Annotated in this window: 24 protein-coding genes; 2 read left to right on the top strand and 22 right to left on the bottom strand. The window is 41.0% G+C overall.

Translation table 11 applies throughout. The annotated features are described in order from the left end of the window. Positions 1-88 precede the first annotated feature (88 nt). The 6 genes from ACH2DQ_RS17885 to ACH2DQ_RS17860 all read right to left on the bottom strand — a co-directional run bounded on the left by ACH2DQ_RS17885 (position 89) and on the right by ACH2DQ_RS17860 (position 5,094). Complete coding sequence (locus ACH2DQ_RS17885) at positions 89-592, bottom strand: DUF6106 family protein (RefSeq protein WP_394912726.1); 504 nt, start codon at positions 590-592, stop codon at positions 89-91. Positions 593-677: 85 nt separating this feature from the next. Then, entirely contained in the window at positions 678-1,355 is a 678-nt protein-coding gene (locus ACH2DQ_RS17880) for a hypothetical protein (protein WP_394912727.1), read from the bottom strand. A gap of 130 nt (positions 1,356-1,485) precedes the next feature. Continuing rightward, positions 1,486-3,108 carry a chaperonin GroEL gene (gene groL / locus ACH2DQ_RS17875; RefSeq protein ID WP_394912728.1) on the bottom strand — a complete coding sequence of 541 codons (1,623 nt, stop codon included), beginning with the start codon at positions 3,106-3,108 and terminating at the stop codon, positions 1,486-1,488. Positions 3,109-3,139: 31 nt separating this feature from the next. After that, positions 3,140-3,424, bottom strand: a complete 285-nt coding sequence (gene groES / locus ACH2DQ_RS17870; RefSeq protein WP_394912729.1) for a co-chaperone GroES — start codon at positions 3,422-3,424, stop codon at positions 3,140-3,142. 415 nt (positions 3,425-3,839) lie between these two features. Then, on the bottom strand, positions 3,840-4,589 hold the full coding sequence (locus ACH2DQ_RS17865) for a hypothetical protein (RefSeq protein WP_394912730.1): 750 nt from the start codon (positions 4,587-4,589) through the stop codon (positions 3,840-3,842). Further along, positions 4,570-5,094, bottom strand: a complete 525-nt coding sequence (locus ACH2DQ_RS17860) for a DUF4489 domain-containing protein (protein WP_394912731.1) — start codon at positions 5,092-5,094, stop codon at positions 4,570-4,572. The genes ACH2DQ_RS17865 and ACH2DQ_RS17860 overlap by 20 nt, the downstream gene beginning before the upstream one ends. Before the next feature lie 74 nt (positions 5,095-5,168). Here ACH2DQ_RS17860 and ACH2DQ_RS17855 point away from each other — a divergent pair, with 74 nt between their 5' ends. After that, a complete protein-coding gene (locus ACH2DQ_RS17855) occupies positions 5,169-5,345 on the top strand; it encodes a hypothetical protein (protein WP_394912732.1) in 177 nt (58 codons plus the stop codon). A 314-nt stretch (positions 5,346-5,659) separates the two neighbouring features. On the opposite strand, the gene ACH2DQ_RS17850 is transcribed toward ACH2DQ_RS17855, so the two are convergent. The 10 genes from ACH2DQ_RS17850 to ACH2DQ_RS17805 form a co-directional block, all read right to left on the bottom strand. Continuing rightward, positions 5,660-6,229 (bottom strand): DUF4489 domain-containing protein, encoded by a 570-nt coding sequence (locus tag ACH2DQ_RS17850; RefSeq protein WP_394912733.1) that lies wholly within the window; start codon positions 6,227-6,229, stop codon positions 5,660-5,662. A gap of 253 nt (positions 6,230-6,482) precedes the next feature. Then, positions 6,483-7,265, bottom strand: a complete 783-nt coding sequence (codY, locus tag ACH2DQ_RS17845; protein WP_027297022.1) for a GTP-sensing pleiotropic transcriptional regulator CodY — start codon at positions 7,263-7,265, stop codon at positions 6,483-6,485. 178 nt (positions 7,266-7,443) lie between these two features. Beyond that, complete coding sequence (topA, locus tag ACH2DQ_RS17840; RefSeq protein WP_394912734.1) at positions 7,444-9,531, bottom strand: type I DNA topoisomerase; 2,088 nt, start codon at positions 9,529-9,531, stop codon at positions 7,444-7,446. 24 nt (positions 9,532-9,555) lie between these two features. Continuing rightward, complete coding sequence (locus ACH2DQ_RS17835; RefSeq protein ID WP_395027710.1) at positions 9,556-9,708, bottom strand: hypothetical protein; 153 nt, start codon at positions 9,706-9,708, stop codon at positions 9,556-9,558. A gap of 23 nt (positions 9,709-9,731) precedes the next feature. Continuing rightward, positions 9,732-10,631, bottom strand: a complete 900-nt coding sequence (gene dprA / locus ACH2DQ_RS17830) for a DNA-processing protein DprA (protein ID WP_395027708.1) — start codon at positions 10,629-10,631, stop codon at positions 9,732-9,734. 12 nt (positions 10,632-10,643) lie between these two features. Beyond that, on the bottom strand, positions 10,644-12,179 hold the full coding sequence (locus tag ACH2DQ_RS17825) for a YifB family Mg chelatase-like AAA ATPase (RefSeq protein ID WP_394912736.1): 1,536 nt from the start codon (positions 12,177-12,179) through the stop codon (positions 10,644-10,646). A gap of 179 nt (positions 12,180-12,358) precedes the next feature. Next, entirely contained in the window at positions 12,359-12,985 is a 627-nt protein-coding gene (locus tag ACH2DQ_RS17820) for a 4'-phosphopantetheinyl transferase family protein (RefSeq protein WP_395027706.1), read from the bottom strand. An 89-nt stretch (positions 12,986-13,074) separates the two neighbouring features. Beyond that, the gene (gene sigK / locus ACH2DQ_RS17815) at positions 13,075-13,692 is read right to left on the bottom strand and encodes an RNA polymerase sporulation sigma factor SigK (protein WP_394912738.1); all 618 of its coding nucleotides are present in this window, start codon (positions 13,690-13,692) and stop codon (positions 13,075-13,077) included. 83 nt (positions 13,693-13,775) lie between these two features. Continuing rightward, on the bottom strand, positions 13,776-14,999 hold the full coding sequence (locus ACH2DQ_RS17810; protein ID WP_394912739.1) for a U32 family peptidase: 1,224 nt from the start codon (positions 14,997-14,999) through the stop codon (positions 13,776-13,778). Beyond that, on the bottom strand, positions 14,996-15,100 hold the full coding sequence (locus ACH2DQ_RS17805) for a DUF6783 domain-containing protein (RefSeq protein WP_395027721.1): 105 nt from the start codon (positions 15,098-15,100) through the stop codon (positions 14,996-14,998). Before ACH2DQ_RS17805 ends, ACH2DQ_RS17810 begins: the two co-directional genes overlap by 4 nt. Positions 15,101-15,148: 48 nt before the next feature. Here ACH2DQ_RS17805 and ACH2DQ_RS17800 point away from each other — a divergent pair, with 48 nt between their 5' ends. Next, positions 15,149-15,244: a DUF6783 domain-containing protein gene (locus ACH2DQ_RS17800; protein WP_394912891.1), complete on the top strand. Its 96-nt coding sequence runs from the start codon at positions 15,149-15,151 to the stop codon at positions 15,242-15,244. Here the strand turns inward: ACH2DQ_RS17800 and ACH2DQ_RS17795 are convergent. The 6 genes from ACH2DQ_RS17795 to ruvX form a co-directional block, all read right to left on the bottom strand. Next, positions 15,204-15,863 carry an O-methyltransferase gene (locus tag ACH2DQ_RS17795; protein WP_394912740.1) on the bottom strand — a complete coding sequence of 220 codons (660 nt, stop codon included), beginning with the start codon at positions 15,861-15,863 and terminating at the stop codon, positions 15,204-15,206. The genes ACH2DQ_RS17800 and ACH2DQ_RS17795 overlap by 41 nt on opposite strands. Before the next feature lie 9 nt (positions 15,864-15,872). Next, positions 15,873-16,256, bottom strand: a complete 384-nt coding sequence (locus tag ACH2DQ_RS17790) for an endolytic transglycosylase MltG (protein WP_394912741.1) — start codon at positions 16,254-16,256, stop codon at positions 15,873-15,875. 11 nt (positions 16,257-16,267) lie between these two features. After that, on the bottom strand, positions 16,268-16,624 hold the full coding sequence (locus tag ACH2DQ_RS17785) for a YlbF family regulator (protein WP_394912742.1): 357 nt from the start codon (positions 16,622-16,624) through the stop codon (positions 16,268-16,270). Between the two features lie 12 nt (positions 16,625-16,636). Beyond that, positions 16,637-18,301: a ribonuclease J gene (locus tag ACH2DQ_RS17780; RefSeq protein WP_394912743.1), complete on the bottom strand. Its 1,665-nt coding sequence runs from the start codon at positions 18,299-18,301 to the stop codon at positions 16,637-16,639. 351 nt (positions 18,302-18,652) lie between these two features. Beyond that, positions 18,653-18,919, bottom strand: coding sequence for a DUF1292 domain-containing protein (locus ACH2DQ_RS17775; RefSeq protein ID WP_394912744.1), 267 nt, complete (start codon positions 18,917-18,919; stop codon positions 18,653-18,655). A gap of 26 nt (positions 18,920-18,945) precedes the next feature. Continuing rightward, the coding region (gene ruvX / locus ACH2DQ_RS17770) for a Holliday junction resolvase RuvX (protein WP_395027701.1) at positions 18,946-19,367 on the bottom strand (422 nt) is incomplete at its 5' end.

Raw genomic sequence — 19,367 nt, 5'->3', positions numbered from 1 at the left:
TTAGATATACGATTTTACGAAAAAATAGCGCTTCCACTTTAACAGTGCGGCGCTACTTTTACCTGCCCGGTCAGGGCAAATTCCGTTTCTACATCAACTTTACCTTGCTAGGTGCTATTCTTCTGATATCGTTTAACATTACTTCATTTGGCTCAAAAAGAATTTTCTCCATTCCTTTATCAGACTGCATAATCAATGCAAAAATCTTATGATCCGGTTCACCGGAAGAAAAATCAACGACTTTGATACTATTGTTCTGATTGTAATAATCCAGCTCATGTGAATTTACAGGAGCCATAAGTATCATTTTTTCCAGATCCAGGCTGCGGGCTCTTTTTCTTTTTGTCTTGGACATTATCTTGTCCACATCCAGTTCCCCATTTACATACAGGTACTCAAATTCCAGGTCGAATCTTGGAATCAGGAAATAATCTGCAACACCGATAGCAATCAACGCAATTAATCCGAAGGGAGTAACAAACAACCCTACAAATGCTATCAAAACGGTAGCAACAATTAAAAGCACTTTCTTTACCTGATCCGATGCCGGTGTCTTCCTCTTAACAATTAATTCTGTGTACAAATCACTCATGTTCTTCCTCCTAAATTAGCAATACTTGTATTCTTTTATTATAATGCCATTTACCAAAATAATAAAGTCTTTCTTCCCTTTTTCCTTAATTTGATCCAAAAAGATAATCCACATATTTTGCAGATGTTGCAGTTCTTTTTGAATTGGCTACCGGGCATAGAATTATTGGACTGTAACTTGCCATTTCAGAATCTTTAATGAGCTTACTGTCCTCAATACGGAGTCCACACGTATATTCCGTACCGGTATCCTTATCTGTGCCGGTCATTAAATAATCCTTATACTTTTCATACTCAGCATCCGAAAGGATACCTTTCCAGTCCTGGAATGCTCCCGCACTGGCATAATATTCAAATAAATCTTCCGGTACAATCATAAGATCCAGATCTCCCGTGGTCATAACAGCCATGACTTTTGTAATACTGCTGACGGTCATCTGGTCCTGCTGATCCAGATTAATCATTGCAGATGAGTCAAAAGTAACCTGCTCACCGGTTTCCTCAAAGCCTGCAGCCTTTATAAAACCATCCGTAAGAGGGGAGCCTTCCGTATCCATCATGTTGGTATTCAGTGCCATAACATACAAGCCGGTCTTGATCTGTTTCCCTTTGTAAATATCCACGGCGAGCCAGACGATAATAACAATGATTGCCAAAATAACAAGTACAAACTTGTAATAATCCCAGAAATACTGTAATTTCCCCTTAAATGTCAAGTCTTTTAACTTCGCTTTCTCTTCTGTTGCCTTCTCCTTAAATGACATCTTCTGATTTTGCTCCTTTTTTCGTTTGTTTATCAACTAGTTTAACATAAATAAGGACGAACGTCTATCTCGTTCGTCCTCACTTTTTGTAAAATTTCTCTAAAAAATATTAAACTAAAGTTACCAAATATTACATCATGCCCATTCCAGGATTTCCTGCCGGCATAGCCGGAGCATCTTCTTTAATATTTGCAACACAAGATTCTGTTGTAAGGAATGTGCTTGCTACGCTTGTTGCGTTCTGCAGAGCGCTTCTTGTAACCTTAACCGGATCCAGGATTCCTGCTTCAACCATATCTACATAAGATTCTTTTGCTGCATCAAAACCGATGCCAACTTCAGATTCTTTAATCTTGTTGATTACTACAGATCCTTCTAATCCTGCATTTGCAACAATGTGGAACAGAGGAGATTCCAGCGCTTTTAAGATCACTTTTGCACCGGTCTTAACATCGCCATCCAGGGTTCCTACTAACGTTTCTACTTCTTTTGCTGCGTGAATGTAAGCAGATCCGCCGCCTGCAATAATTCCTTCTTCAACTGCAGCTCTGGTTGCATTTAATGCATCTTCCATACGAAGTTTTGCTTCTTTCATTTCTGTTTCTGTAGCTGCTCCTACGCGGATAACAGCAACTCCGCCTGCCAGTTTTGCAAGTCTTTCCTGTAATTTTTCTCTATCAAAGTCAGATGTTGTTTCTTCGATCATAGCTTTGATCTGGGATACTCTGTTGTCGATTGCAGCTTTATCCCCGCATCCGTCAACGATGATTGTATTTTCTTTCTGAACTTTAACGGATTTTGCACGTCCAAGCTGTTCCATTGTAGTTTCTTTTAAGTCTAATCCAAGTTCATCTGAAATCACCTGTCCGCCGGTTAAGATTGCAATATCTTCTAACATTGCTTTTCTTCTGTCACCGTAACCTGGAGCTTTTACGCCTACAACCTGGAAAGTTCCTCTTAATTTGTTAACAATCAGAGTGGTAAGTGCTTCCCCTTCGATGTCTTCTGCAATAATCAAAAGTTTTTTGCCGGACTGTACGATCTGCTCTAATAATGGAAGGATTTCCTGGATGTTAGAGATCTTTTTATCTGTGATCAAGATATATGGATCATCCAGATTAGCTTCCATTTTTTCCATATCAGTTGCCATGTATGCGGAAATATATCCTCTGTCAAACTGCATACCTTCTACAAGGTCTAATTCAGTCATCATTGTTTTGGATTCTTCGATTGTGATAACTCCGTCATTTGAAACTTTTTCCATAGCATCTGCTACCATGTTTCCAACTTCATCATCGCCAGCGGAGATAGCTGCAACTTTAGCGATCTGTCCTTTTCCGTTTACTTTACGGCTCATAGCTGCAATTGCATCTACAGCAGTCTGCGTAGCTTTTTTCATACCTTTTCTAAGTTCAATTGGGTTTGCTCCTGCTGCCAGGTTCTTCATTCCTTCATGAATCATTGCCTGTGCCAGTACAGTTGCTGTTGTAGTACCATCACCAGCTACATCATTTGTCTTTGTAGCAACTTCTTTTACCAGCTGTGCGCCCATGTTTTCAAATGCATCTTCTAATTCGATTTCTTTTGCAATTGTAACACCATCATTTGTGATAAGGGGTGTACCGAACTGTTTGTCAAGTACAACGTTTCTTCCTTTTGGTCCCAATGTTACTCTTACTGTGTTTGCTAATTTGTCTACACCAGCTTCTAATGCTGTTCTGGCATCAATGCCGTATTTAATTTCCTTTGCCATGTCTAAATTCCTCCTTGAAATATCCCACGTATTATTCTACGATAGCTAAAATGTCATTCTGTTTTACAATGATAAATTCTTCGTCTTCCAATTTCACTTCATTGCCTGCATATTTGGAGTAGATTACCTTATCTCCGACTTTAACCTGCATGGTAACTTCTTTACCATCAATATTTCCGCCAGGTCCTACAGCAACTACTTCTGCTTCCTGTGGTTTTTCCTGAGTTTTGCTGGCCAGGATAATTCCTGATTTTGTTGTTTCTTCAGCTTCAAACTGTTTCAATACGACTCTGTCGCCTAATGGTACTAATTTCATTCTATATTCCTCCTTAAATAATTTAAATTTTCTTTTACTAGCACTCGCTTTGATTGAGTGCTAACCGTTAGTGATATATTAGTTAAATTACTCCATTTGTGCAACTTCCAGATTTGGCTTTATATAGTCTTAATCTTTTTTATACTTACTTATACTCACTATATCTCTTATTTTCTTACTTTTTATGTTTTTATATTTTTTTTATAAAATATATGATTCCTTAATTTCTCCGTTTTGAATCGTGTAATTTTTCCAAAGCATGCTATAGCGGCTGAAGGGCGCATAGCGGGCTACGAAACCTGAATTCAGGTCAAAATGCCGTTAAGTGGGGCGCCCTTGCTCCCGGCAGCAAGATGAGGTGTGACACTTCGTAAACATGCCACACCTCTAACTGGTACCATAAAAATACCCCATATTAATATACACTGCTTTTAATTTCATTTATTAACGTATTCAACCCCAGCTCATTGCAGTCATTTATCAGACCTGAAATGATAAACTGCTCAAAAAATACTTTCAACTTTTCTCTGTCGTTTATTTGGGCAACCCCAATCGTACTTTCGATTAATTTCATATTATCCCGATTCAATTCACCTTTGTGCTCACAGTTGGCAAGAAGCTCATTGAGCTCTGTTACTAATGGTCCCTTATTTTCCTGAGAAATTCTTTTTTTAGGAGCTGGTTCTGCTATTTCTTCCGCCTCAACCTCTTCTTTCTTTTTCAGTTCTTCACTAATAGAACCCTCGCCTGATAAATTAATATGATAGATCGTGTCATCATCATTTTCTGCTATAAGGCGTGACATCAACTCGTATATTTTACTGTTAAATACGCTGTTTTCAGCATAAAAACTATATATTTCTCCGCTTATCAGACCTAAATGAACGCCATTTCGATTTTTAATGTTACGGCACCAGACCATCCATACCGCACCGCCTATGACGATTGCAGAAAGCATAAGTACCATACAGATCAGACGGTAACTTGCCATAGAAATAAAAATACCTAATACAACGTAAAGAACCGGAAATTTTTCTTCTGTCAATTTTCCCTTCCAGAGATGTTCTGTATTTGATATCCGGACCATATGGTTATCCCATTTCATGGTACCTCCATCAATATCTATCGTAGAATTTTCAACTATATTATTCGTCTGTCTGGCCATGTATATCCCCTTTTAAATGATTTCCTTGATTTTTTTCAACTACAACTGCAATCAGTACGGGGTTCGTAATGATAACCGAACCTGCTGTCTGCTGACCCGTAATCTCTATATATACACTGTAATTACACCACTGCGTACTATGAGAATCGCAATCCAGAGCAGAAAATGTAACCACATCACTTTCCGTTACCTTTTGATTCCTGAAATAAGAATAACCCGAGCTTAACGGCAGCGGCACTATCTGGTTTTTTTCCTGTTTCAATATCTGAAACTTTAACCTGGCACTTGCATCAATGCTTAAGATATTGCAGGAAAAGCTCAGTTCCGTATGAAAATGCCGGCATAATTCTGTATCCAGATTAACAGAGACTACATTGTATGTAGTTCCCTTTTCTGATCCATTCTCTATAATGACGCCTCCAAAAGCGGACGCTTTCAGAAATACATCATCTGAAATACAAGACGGTTGATCCTGGCATTTTTCTATTCGTATTTCTTTTACCAATTTTCCACAGCATTCTTCTTTATGATTTTCGCTATGACTGGAAGAATGATTCGATAATTGACAGGATGATTGGTTTGTCGATTGATTTGTCGGTCTGCATGATGATTGATTTGATGATTGATTTGATGATTGATTGTATGATTGATTGGAAAATTTATTTCCCTGAAAGTTATTTGGAACAAATGATCGGTTATTGCAGCCCGGTTGTTGCCGTGTACCTGCATTGGCATTTGTTCTCATCCCTCTGTTAGGCTGACCGTTCCGTCTCTGAGAGTAAAACAATCCATTATACATACACAGCAGCTCCTTACTAAAATATGCATAGATAGAATATTACGGTAATACCCTATCTATGCAAAACATTTATAAATCTTACCTTAGAGCGTGTTTTAAAATCATTCCAGACATCTACACGCCCTACTTTGCGGTATATTTGCCCCGAATTCAGGTTGCGTAAACGCTGCGCGCCCTTCATCCGGGACAATTTTCCAAACACGCTTTAGGATGGTTTGGCAGGTTTACCACTGCAAGCCTGCACCCTCCTGCATCTTCAATTAACTGTTCATTAACATCCGCAAGAAGAAGCATTATCAACAACGATTGCTGATAAAGTTGCATTATTAATTGCAGTAACACCAACTGTTGCAACGCCTGCAACAGTAGCTACTACACTGTAAGTGCAGCATTCTTCATCACAAATATCACAGTCACAAACAAAGAATGTGAATGTGTTGCTGTCTGTAATTGCTACAAGGCGTGAGAACACCCAGGTAGGTCCTACAGGGATTGGAGTAAGCTGGCCTTTGCACTGTTTAAATACCTGGAAGTTCAGTGTTACAACTGCTGCAGTTGTATTAATATTGCTGGCAAATTCAAATTTAATGCAAGGATTCTCAAATCCTCTCGTATCTACATTTACTGTGGCAACTGTAAAAGCTGTGCCTGCAACAGTAGCAAGCGGAAGCGTAACTGCACCTGGAGTACCGCATTTTAAAGTCGTTCTGTTTGGTCTCAAGTGTTTGCGTTTTTCACATTTGCAGTATAATTTACATTCGCAGTCACAAGGTTTATCACAATGGCAATCACAACGACGGTCACAATCACAATCACAAATCAATTCTTTTATTTCACTCATATCCAGACCTCCTATGATCTAATCAACTCAAGTTTTTATACCAAATTAGGTATAAAACATTATATTCGATAATACAATTATTGTTACTTCACTTTCTGAATTTCTAATACCATGGAAAACACATAAAAACCCGGTACCTTTACTCTGATCCACTTTTATAAATGGAACAGGGTAACGGTATCGGGTTTTTCTAACTTTAATCTGCACTTGTTTGCATTAATGACCTGTAATTGTAATTAACTTAAATAATATATTATTTCGTTTTCTGTGCTCTTAATTCTTCCAGTTCTTCAAATATATAATCATTGATTACTTTAATATACGTTCCTTTCATTCCGGAAGATCTGGATTCAATGACTCCTGCGCTTTCAAACTTGCGCAGCGCATTTACGATAACGGATCTGGTAATCCCTACACGGTCAGCAATCTTACTTGCTACCAGGATGCCTTCTGTTCCGTCCAGTTCTTCAAATATATGGGTAATTGCCTCCAGTTCAGAGAAAGATAAAGTACTGATGGCAGATTTGACAATTTGTATCTTTCTGCTTTCTTCTGCACTTTCTTCATTTACGGAACGCATCATTTCCAATCCTACAACGGTTGTACCGTATTCACTCAGGATAATATCATCGATCTCATACTGGGTATCAAACTTGTACATAAAAACAGTTCCCAGGCGTTCACCTGCAATATCAATAGGATTAATGATCGCACGGTAGTTTTTGATATCCTCTCCAACAAAGCCCAGGGTTTCCAGATTTACATTTTCTTTTGTAGACAATATTCCCAGTAATCTTTCGTTCAGCATATTGTCAATATGTCCGCCTACTTTATCCACAATCAATTCCTTGATTTCTTCAACACCATCACAAAGACTGACACCCAGAACTTTTCCTTTTTTGCTGATAACCAGAATATTGGATTCCAATATCTCTGTCAGCACTGTGCATATATCATTAAAAACGACCTTACTGGAATTATTGTTATGCAATAGCTTGTTGATTTTCCTTGTTTTATCTAACAATTGTACACTCATATTTAGCCTCCTATCTTCCATTGTTTCTATTCTACATACTGTTTCACGATAATACATATTTTATCATATAATTTTCTGAAAATCAATCGGTTTCTTATGATAATCAATTATTTTTCACAACAACTGCAAATAATTCAGACGATAAAAAAGAATGCTCTGTTTTCAAGAGCACCCTTTTTTATTTTTGTTCATTTTGTTTCGATTTATCCTGAACATATCCGCACTGTTCATCTGCGCAGACCAGTTTATTTCCTTTTTCCAGCATTACACCGCCGCAATTCGGACATTTTTCTTTGGAAGGCTTTTGCCAGGACATGAAATCACATTCCGGATTATCTTCACATCCATAGTATTTTCTGCCCTTTTTCGTTTTACGTAATACTACTTCTTTGCCGCATTTCGGACATGCGACACCGATTTTTTCCAGATAAGGTTTGGTGTTTCTACAGTCAGGGAAGCCCGGACACGCCAGAAATCTTCCGTGAGGACCATATTTTATAACCATATTGCGCCCGCATTCTTCACAAATAACATCGGTAACTTCATCTTCGATCTTAACCTGCTCTAATTCCTTTTCTGCAGCTTCTACAGCCATCTCCAGATCCGGGTAAAAATTGCTGACTACCGTTTTCCAGTTTACTACCCCTTCCTCCACTTTATCCAAAAGGGATTCCAGATTAGCAGTAAAGTTTACATCCACAATACTTGGGAATGCCTGCTTCATCATATTGTTCACGACTTCACCAAGCTCCGTCATGTACAGGTTCTTATTTTCCTTCGCTATATAACGACGTCCCAATATAGTAGTGATGGTAGGTGCATAGGTACTTGGACGTCCAATTCCAAGCTCTTCCAGGGATTTTACAAGTGTTGCCTCGGTATAATGTGCCGGAGGCTGAGTAAAATGCTGTTTATAATCAAATTCTTTTAAAGATAATTCCGTATCTTTGGAAATTCCCTTTAAAAGTACGTTTCCGCCTGTCTCTTCTTCGTCACTGTCTGTATAGACGGTTAAAAAACCATCAAACAGCAGTTTAGATGCAGCTACGGTGAAACGATAGTCTCCTGCAGCTATCTTCACAGATGTGGTTTCATAGCGGGCATTTTCCATACGGCTCGCTGCAAAACGTTTCCAGATCAGCTGATAAAGACGGTACTGGTCTCTTGACAGGGACTCTTTCATGGATATGGGCGTCCTGCTGATATCACTGGGGCGGATTGCTTCATGGGCATCCTGTATCTTCTTACCGTTTTTCTTCTTTTCCTCTACTATGGAAGAAACATATTCTTTTCCATAATCCTGCTCTATAAAATTTCTGGCCTGTGCATCTGCTTCTTCCGATATACGTGTGGAATCGGTACGCAGATAGGTGATGAGACCCACTGTTCCATTTCCCTGTATTTCAATTCCTTCATAGAGCTGCTGCGCCAGACGCATCGTTTTCTGTGTTGAAAAGTTCAGCACCTTAGAAGCTTCCTGCTGCAGGGTACTGGTGGTAAATGGCAGCGGAGCTTTTTTGATACGCTCACCTTTTTTGATATCCGCCACTTCATAGCTTGCATTTTCCAGATCAGCCAGGATTTTGTCCATTTCTTCTTTGGAAGTGATCTGCATTTTCTTCTTGTCTGTGCCATAGAATTTTGCCCGAAGAGGCTTTTTCTCACCTTTTACCGCAAAATCTGCTTCCAGAGTCCAGTATTCTTCGGGAATAAAAGCATTGATTTCATCTTCTCGGTCTCCAATAATGCGAAGTGCAACCGACTGCACCCTCCCGGCGCTTAATCCACGTTTCACCTTTGCCCACAGCAGCGGGCTGATACGATAACCAACCATACGGTCCAGCATTCTTCTGGCCTGCTGTGCATCTACCAGATCCATATCAATATCTCTTGCGCTCTTAAGAGATGTCTTAACAGCGTTTTTCGTTATTTCGTTAAATGTAATCCGGTACATCTTATCCTCTTCCAGCTTTAACGCCTTTGACAGATGCCAGGATATTGCTTCTCCTTCGCGGTCAGGGTCAGTTGCGAGATACACTTTATCCGCTTTCTTGGCAGCTTTTCGAAGTCCTGCCAGGATATCTCCTTTCCCACGAATTGTGATGTATTTAGGCTCATAAGCATGTTCTACATCGATGCCCAGCTGGCTTTTTGGCAGATCACGGACATGTCCGTTAGATGCCGCCACTTCATAATTTGCCCCCAGGAATTTTTTAATTGTCTTTACTTTAGTAGGAGATTCTACAATCACCAGATATTTCGCCATATATTCCTCCACGAGATAAAACCTCTATATTTTTTCATAAAAATTCTTTGCCGATTCCTTCACTAATCCCTTTAATTGCAGGGATATAAGTACTCCCGCCAACTCCTTGACCGGCAGATTTGCATCGGATAAAATCTGATCCAGGCTTTTAGAGTTGAAATCCAGACAACTATACACCAAATTTTCTTTTGTTTCAAGTGTTATCTTATTTTTTTTGTTTTTCCTTTCTTTTCCCCCTCTACACCCAGCTCCCTTAAAAGGGCATCAACCCCTGTTATAATACCGGCTCCCTGGGCAATCAAAAGATTACTTCCCATGCTTAATTCATCGTTCATCCTGCCGGGTACAACATAGACATCACGTCCCTGTTCCAGAGCACAGTCTGCGGTGATAAGAGAACCGCTTTTTTCTTTTGCCTCCACGACGATCACCACATCAGAAAGCCCGCTGATGATGCGGTTGCGCAATGGAAAATGTACGGGAAGGGGCTGGGTGCCCGGCGGATATTCTGACAAAATGCCGCCCTGTACCTCCAGGGCATCATATAAATCCCGGTTTCTTTTTGGATAACAGATATCCACACCGCTGCCAAGCACTCCATAGCTGTTTCCTCCTGCCCGAAGAGCCGCACGTTGTCCGAATCCGTCCACGCCGAGTGCCATACCGCTTATAATATGGATGCCTTTTAATGCCAGTTTTTCACCCATTTCCTCTGCCATCTGCCTGCCATATCCGCTGCACCGCCTGGCTCCAATGATTGCCGCCGCATAGGTTTCTTCCCCCGGAAGTTTCCCTTTGAAAAAAAGCCCGTAAGGCGGATCCGGTATTGCTTTTAAACGTCCCGGGTATGCCGGGTGTCCAATGCTGATAAAGTCTATTCCCTTTTTTCTTCTATTATGATATTCTTTGTCAATATCTGTATTTTTTTTAGCCTGGATCAGCGCATTCTTTTCTGCATCATTCAAAATTGGCAGCCCGTATATTTCTTTTTCTTTTGCATAAAACAGATATTTCGGATTTCCAAAATATTCGGTCAGGCGTCTTATCCCTTCCCGGTACAAACCGCTTATGCTGCACAACCAATACCAATATTCTTCCATTTCCTGCTCCTTTCATACCTCCCAGAATTTTTTATCAATACTGCGGTAACAAATCGCTTCACTTATATGCTCCGCTTTGATTTTTAAAGAACCATCCAGATCAGCTATGGTTCTGGCTACCTTGATAATCCGATGGTATGCCCTCGCACTTAAATGAAACTTTTCAAAAGCCTGTTTCATTAATAATGCTTCCTTTTTCCCAAGCGGACAGAATGCTTTTATCCCTCTCTCCGTCAGATCTGAGTTAAAGCAAAATGGCATTCCTACATAACGATGAAGCTGGATCTTGTGAGCCTCCTTCACTCTGTTTCGGATCATTTCGGAACTTTCACTAGATTTCTTACCGGCAAGATCCTGGTATGAAACTACCGGGGCCTCTATGGCAATATCCATCCGGTCCAGCAGCGGCGCACTGATTCTCCCCAGATATTGACGCACTTCGCTTTCCGTACAACTGCATTTGTTTAAATCCGGGTAGTGTCCGCACCGGCAGGGATTCATGGCTGCCGCAAACAGAAACTTTGCCGGAAACCGGTAACTGCCCCCTGTCCGGTTAATACAGATCTGGCGTTCTTCCATTGGCTGCCGTAAAACCTCCAGGGTTTCTTTTTTAAATTCCGCTAATTCATCCAAAAAGAGTATACCATTATGTGCCAGGCTGATTTCACCGGGCTTTGGATGCTGTCCGCCGCCTGTCAGGGCTTTTGGGGTTATGGTGTGATGAGGTGACCGGAATGGCCGAGATTTAAGAAGAGGCGATGCCGGCGAAAGAATGCCAGCAACACTGTAGACTTTTGAAATTTCCAGACTTTCCGCAAGGGTTAAGGGCGGTAAAATGGTAGGGAGACGCCTTGCCAGCATGGATTTCCCCGACCCCGGAGGTCCGATTAGCAGCAGATTGTGCATTCCTGCAGCTGCTACCTCCGCCGCCCTCTTCACCGCCTCCTGCCCGTTAATATCGCTGAAATCTTCTCTCTGCTGCGTCTCCCCTTCTCGAAACAGGGCATCCACATCCACATATCCCGGCTCAATTTTTATCGATTCATTGAGATAATCCACTGCCTGTCCCAGATTTTCCACCCCGATCACGCTGATTCCTTTTATGACCGAACCTTCCATCAGATTACTTTTTGGAATGATACATTTGGAAAAACCCATTTTCTTTGCCAGGGATACGATGGATAAAACCCCCGGAATGGCGTTTATTTCCCCATTTAAGCTGAGTTCACCTGCCACCAGTATATTCTTCATGGTGTTTTGGGGAATAAAGCCGTATGAGCCCAATACGGCGATTGCAACCGGCAGATCAAATCCGGAACCGTTTTTCTTTAAATCAGCCGGCGAAAGGTTAACGGTAATCCTTTTTGGCAGAATACGGATTCCAGCGTTGCGAATCGAAGTCCTCACCCGCTCCTGGGCCTCTTTTACCTGGGAAGACAGATATCCCACCATGGTAAACATAGGCAGTCCGTCGCTGACATCTGCCTCCACCCGCACCAGCCTGCTTTCTACACCGTAAATAACTGCAGACATAACTGTACTAAACAATCTGCTACCTCCTTTTATTCAATTATTGATCAATTGTTGGAAAATTCTTCAAAAGATGTTTGAAGAAAAGAATTAAGAAAAATATGCCTTTAAGCATTTTATTTAGTATACTCTGGTTTACATAAAATTGCAAATGTTTTTTATTACAAAAAAATGAACGTCAGACCCTGTTAACCATGTCACAGGTCCGACGCCTTTAGCACACGCAGGCCGCATATTTCCCGCTCACTGCATACTGCTGCATTGCAGTCTTTCATCTGCCAGATTTGGAACCGGCAGCCATATTGAAAAAACACATCCTGTGTGCATGCAGAAAAATCAAGACTTCTTAAATCCCGGTTAATTCCGGTACCCTGCTGTTTTAAATAGCTTTCCTTTGCTACCCAGATCCTGCCAAAAATCCGGTTTTTTTCTTCATCCGGAGCCTCGCACATCAGCTTCCATTCTCTTTCATGGCTGATCCGCTTAGCCAGATTTTCCTTATATATCAGCACTTTTTCTATATCTACACCGATCTCTTTTTCATGGATTCCGCACATGATCCCATTTTGACAGTGACTCACATTAAAATGAATATTGGGAAAGTCCGGAAAGTAAGGCTTCCCATATAGATTTTTAGCTATATCCGGCAATTTTTCTATACCCAGCTCATTTTTCAGCCCGTATGCCAGAAGCTGATATGCCGTTTTGCTCTGCTGACAGCGTTTTTCTTTTCCTGTTGCGGCAAGTATTTCCTCCAAAACTAAATACAACACAAGCTTCATCTTCCTCTCCGGTTCGTTTACAGCTGCCTGATGCCGTCCCATGCAACTGTCTTTTTGGCATTATAGCACAATTCATGCTTCTTGCATATATCTGGATAAAGGCTTTCTTTTTTACCCCCAGCTTTTTCTTGTCAAAAGCCTTCCCGTAATTTTTTTAATGCATTCTTTTCAATCCTGGAAACGTAAGACCTGGATATACCAAGAGCCTTTGCAATCTCCCGCTGTGTTGTCTCTTTCGCACCAAAGAGACCATACCTGAGAATCAATACTTTTTGTTCTCTGTCATTCAAAAATACCTTGAAGATTTCATACAGTTTTTTTGTATTTTCTTCTAACTCCATGGTTTCAATCACGTCTACGTTATTGCTCTCAATAATGTCCAAAAGGCTGATTTCGTTTCCCTCTTTGTCCATTCCGATCGGCTCGTAGAGAGAAACTTCCTTGGAAGTTTTTTTACGCATCCTTAGCATCATGAGGAGTTCATTTTCAATACACCTGGCGGCATAAGTGGCTAAACGATTGTTTTTACTATGATCGAAGGTAGTCACTGCCTTAATCAGGCCAATAGTTCCTATGGAAATCAGATCTTCCGAATCTTCTTCCGGCCTTTGATATTTTTTGGCGACGTGGGCTACCAATCTCAGGTTACGTTCGATTAGAATCCTCTTTGCGTCCAGGTCGCCCTCCTTGTATTTTTGAAGAAACAGCTTTTCTTCTTCGGCAGTAAGCGGCTTGGGAAATGTCTTCAAAAAAAGCACCTCAAAGCGGATTTATAACATTGTATGTTACAAATCCCTTATTAGTGCCTTTCCCATTAATTTTTGGTTGTCCTTTATTCTGCTCTTCTTAAAATATCATAGGAATCCATCGCACAACCAAGGTCAATCCAGAGTATCTGCTTGGGATGGGGAGCGCTCTCCTGGGGATTTCCATCCTCGCCCAGAATCTGCTTCACCGTCACAGTCAGATTGTCTCCGTTTGGTTTCATGATTTCAATCTCTTCGCCCACAGAGAATTTATTGCGCTGTTCGATTCTGTACAGCCCGTCTTCATTGCGTTCTCCCACTATTCCAAGATAGGTATATTCTTTTACATAGGTATTGCTGTCATAAATCTGCGTGGTTTCATCCGGTTTTCCAAAGAAGAATCCCGTGGTAAACTGCCGATAGGTGCAATTGGAAATCTGCTCCTTATACCAGGGCATATTCTGCTCATAGAGTTTCGGATCACGGGCATAATCATCCATGGCTTTGCGGTATGTCCTCGCAACAGTTGCCACATAAAGCGCCGTTTTCATTCTGCCTTCTATCTTAAAACTGTCTATGCCGGATTCCATCAGCTCCGGTATATGTTCGATCATACACAGATCCTTGGAATTAAAAATATAGGTTCCCCGTTCGTTTTCATAAACAGGCATATATTCTCCGGGCCTTGTCTCTTCCACAATGGAATATTTCCAGCGGCAGGGATGGGTACAGGCTCCTCTGTTGGCATCTCTGCCTGTAAAATAATTACTTAGCAGGCATCTTCCGGAATAGGAGATACACATGGCACCGTGTACAAAGGTTTCAATCTCCAGTTCTTCCGGTATATGCGCCCTGATTTCCCGGATTTCATCCAGGGATAACTCTCTGGCTGTCACTACCCGTTTCGCTCCCAGTTCATGCCAGAAAAGGTAGGTCTCATAATTCGTATTATTTGCCTGGGTACTGATATGGAGCTCGATTTCCGGGCAAACTCTTTTAGCAATCATAAATACCCCCGGATCTGCAATGATCAAAGCATCCGGACCAATTTCCTTCAATTCTTTAAAATATGCCTCCACTCCGTCCAAATCCAGGTTGTGGGCAAGAATATTCGCTGTTACATATACTTTAACACCATACTGGTGTGCAAATGCAATTCCATCCTTCATATCTTCCATGGAAAAATTTTTGGCTTTTGCTCTTAACCCAAAAGCTTCCCCTCCGATATATACGGCATCTGCCCCAAATATAACTGCTGTTTTTAAAACTTCCAGGCTGCTTGCCGGTATCAGTAATTCTGGTTTTCTCATGTTTCTATCCTTTCTTCTGATGTGCATAAACAAGGACGGCGATTAGAGCGTGTTTGAAAAATCATTCCCACCATCTGTACGCCCCACTTTGCGGTCTGAATGCGCCAAATTTAGTCTACATAGCCCGCTACGCCTCCTGAATTTAGTGTATCCATCCCACAAACTGGAACGCACAACAGTCAGAAAGCATTTTTCAAACACGCTCTAACACTCCGTCCTACGCTCCTGCTTTATACTCACCGTAGCTCCGTCTCCAATTGGAATAATTGTGGTCAGAAGCTGTTCGTTATGTTTCAATTCATAGAGATAATCTCTCATTCTTTTGTAAATCGTCCTGTTTCTGCGCTCTACTGCGAACCTGGATTCAATAATATCACCGTCCTGGAGGACATTGTCCGATACCAGAACACCTCCGGGTTTCAGAAGCCTTAATACTTCCGGCAGAAAATGAATATACTGCCCTTTTGCCGCATCCATAAAAATAAAATCGAAGCAGTCCTGCAGCTCTTTTAATATTTCCATGGCATCCCCCTCTAAAAGGGTAATCCGGTCTTCCCGTCCTGCTTTTTTAAAATTTTCCCGGGCAATAGGAATCCTTTTTTCATATTTTTCAATGGTTGTAATATGACAGTCTGCCCCGGTATATTCACTCATCAGCAAGGTTGAAAAGCCCACTGCCGTCCCAACTTCCAGAATCTTTGCGGGACGGTGTACCGCCAGAAGCACTTTTAGAAAACTCTGCATCTCCCGGCGGATGATCGGCACGAAATCTTCACATGCCTGTCTCTCCAATTCGTCTAAAAACGGCGTATTCCCCACATCCAGAGAGTTGATATAGGTTACCATTCTTTCATCTACAATCATTGTTCCATCCTATTCTTCCGTCTGTGCCTCTGTTTCCTGAGCCAGCTCTTCCAGCATCTCATCCGCATCCTGCGCCGTCGTCAGAATATAATTACCTTTTTTCAATTTACCACTGTATTTTGACAATTTTTCCTGTACCCAGAAAACTTTTGCATCCTTTATCAGTCCTTTGTTTTTCAGCAGTTCACCGATCTCCATCACAGACATATCTTCTGTTACGGTGACCGCCACTTCTTTTCCAGGAGGATCCGAAATGGATTCCCCTGCAAAGACCTGAAAACCAAATTCGTAAGCATGTCTGCCAAACACAAATAGCGCATATACAATTAAAATAAGGATTACCATTTTTACACAGGTCATCGTTATGGATAACACTACTTTTTTGGCATTCATTTATCGACCTCCTATAAGTTGAGCTCACCGGCAAAGTCGTCAATGTCCATTTCAATCACATTCATAATATCCTGATCAATCTTCTGGAGCATTTTACAGACACGCAGCTCCGACTTCAGATAGTCCTCCACCAGAGGATTTTCCCGCAACTGCGCATAATCTTTCTGAATTTTCTGAAGCTCCTGAAACAGATCTTTATCTTCTTTCAAGCTCTGCATTTCAAAATTCTTCTTTCGAAATTCATCAATCTGTGCTTTTAATTCCGGTTTATCTTTTAGTCTGCTCTTCGCCTTTTCAAAGTCTTTGTACGCTGTACACTCCTGCACAGCTTCCACCAGAGCTTCCAGGCACGCTGTCACCTTGTCCATATCTATCAATCCTTATACTTCCATAATAATCGGCAATATCATCGGGTTACGCTTTGTCTTTTTCCAGAGATAGTCACTGAGAGAATCCTTAATGGAACTTTTAATCTTGCCCCAGTCCGTAATATTCTTATCGGCACAATGGTCTAAAGATTCCTCTACCACCCGTCTTGCTTCATCCATAAGAAGTTCAGACTCTCTTACATATACAAATCCTCTGGAAACAATATCCGGACCGGCAAGAAGCTGGTTACTGTATTTTTCAAGCGTCAGTACGACAATCAAAATACCGTCTTCTGCAAGGTGCTGTCTGTCACGGAGAACAATATTTCCCACATCGCCTACACCCAGACCATCTACCAGAATTGCTCCTGTCTGTACCTTGTCCACAATTTTAGCCTGTTTGTCATCCAGTTCCAGCACATCTCCGGAGGATAATACAAAAATATTATCTTTGGAAATGCCCAGATTGTTTGCAATACCTGCCTGCGCCTTTAAATGACGGTATTCGCCGTGCACCGGAATCGCATATTTCGGACGTACCAGGGAATAAATCAGTTTAATTTCTTCCTGGCAGGCATGTCCGGAAACGTGCGCATCCTGGAAAATAACATCTGCACCCTTCATGGATAACTCATTGATTACCTTGGATACTGCCTTCTCATTTCCCGGTATGGGATTGGAACTGAAGATAACTGTGTCCCCTGGTTTAATGCTGATCTTACGATGCATATCATATGCCATTCTGGACAGTGCGGCCATGGATTCTCCCTGGCTTCCGGTGGTAATTAACACCATCTGTTCATCCGGATAGTTTTTCATCTGTTCCAGATCTATTAGAGTATGTTCCGGTATGCTGATATATCCCAACTCAGAAGCAATGGTAATGATACTTACCATACTTCTTCCTTCCACAACGACTTTTCTTCCGTATTTGTAAGCAGAATTGATAATCTGCTGAACTCTGTCTACATTGGATGCAAACGTCGCAATGATAATTCTTGTATTTTTATGCTCTGCAAATATATTGTCAAAAGTTTTACCTACTGTCCGTTCTGACATGGTAAAACCAGGTCTTTCCGCATTTGTACTGTCACACATCAGGGCCAGAACGCCCTTCTTGCCAATTTCCCCGAATCTCTGTAAATCAATTGCATCTCCGAATACCGGCGTGTAATCTACTTTAAAATCTCCAGTATGCACCACGGTTCCTGCTGGTGAATAGATAGCCAGGGCGGAAGCGTCTGCAATACTGTGGTTGGTCTTGATAAATTCGATACGAAAAGCGCCCAGGTTAATGGCCTGTCCATGCTTAATGACCTTTCGCTTTGTCGTCTTCAGTAAATTGTGTTCCTTTAGTTTGTTATCAATGATTCCGACCGTCAGCTTTGTTGCATAAATCGGAACATTAATCTCTTTCAGAATATACGGAAGAGCACCAATATGGTCCTCATGTCCATGGGTAATCACAAACCCTTTTACTTTCTGAATGTTGTTCTTCAGATAAGTAATGTCGGGGATTACCAGGTCAATTCCCAGCATGTCGTCTTCCGGAAATGACAATCCGCAATCCACAACAATGATACTGTCTTCAAATTCAAAGGCAGTAATATTCATTCCGATCTGTTCCAAACCACCCAGCGGAATGATTTTCAATTTTGAGTTATTAATATTTTTCAATCAATTAGACCTCCTTTGCCTGCTTGTTTTATTTTTATCTATATTTATATACGCAGATCAAACTGCATATTTCTATACAACATTTGTTTATGCAGCTTTAAATCTTCATATCATTAAATATAAAGATAATACTGCATATTTTATCACTTCGTTATCTACGCAGCATAAACTGCTTATTTCTTCATATCATCATATACGCAGAATGTCCCATGTATTTCTTCACATCATTATATTATGAAGCTTACTGTATATTTCTTCAATTGATTATTTGCGCAGCTTACGCAACATAAGCCGCATACTTCTTCCATTCACTATTCACGAAACATATGCCATATATTTCTTCCATTATCTTTACATTGTAATATCAACATCTTCCAGCATCTCGCTGAAAATCTTCGATACTGCTTCCAATTCTTCGTCATCTTCTACGATCTCATAAAGTGCTTCCTGTTCCCCGTCTGCTGACAGATCTTTTAAAATAAATGCTTCCGCATCTTCCTCTTCATCATCGGATTCGGTAACAAGGATATAATTCATACCATTTATACGTGTTTGTTCCAACACAAAAAACTCTGCAGCCTCATCTGTGTCTGCAAAAGTAAATTTAATTTTTTCCATTTTTATGTGCGGCTCCTTTTCTGATTCTAATTTTCTTTCGACCTCATTGCCTCACTGTCTAAATAACCCTGCAGGATATAAACAGCCGCAAGCTGGTCCACATACTTTTTACGGTCTTCTCTTCGCACATTGCTTTCCATCAGAGTACGGTTTGCTTCTACGGTTGTTAACCTTTCATCCCACATGACAACTTCCAGACCTGTCCTTCTTTCCAGCATTTCTTTAAATGCCAAAGATTTTTCAGCCCTGTCGCCAATAGTGTTATTCATATTTTTTGGAAAGCCGAGCACCAGCTTTCCAACTTCATTTTCCTGAATTAACGTTTCAATTCTTGCCAGAGTTTGACGAAGCTTATTTTCGGACGTTCTTCGTACAATTTCTATCCCCTGGGCAGTAATTCCCAAAGCATCGCTGATAGCCACACCTACTGTTTTGGAGCCATAGTCCA

Source organism: Robinsoniella sp. (assembly GCF_034124845.1).
The sequence above is the reverse complement of the archived record's forward strand: the minus strand, read 5'-3'. Positions and strand labels throughout refer to the sequence as shown.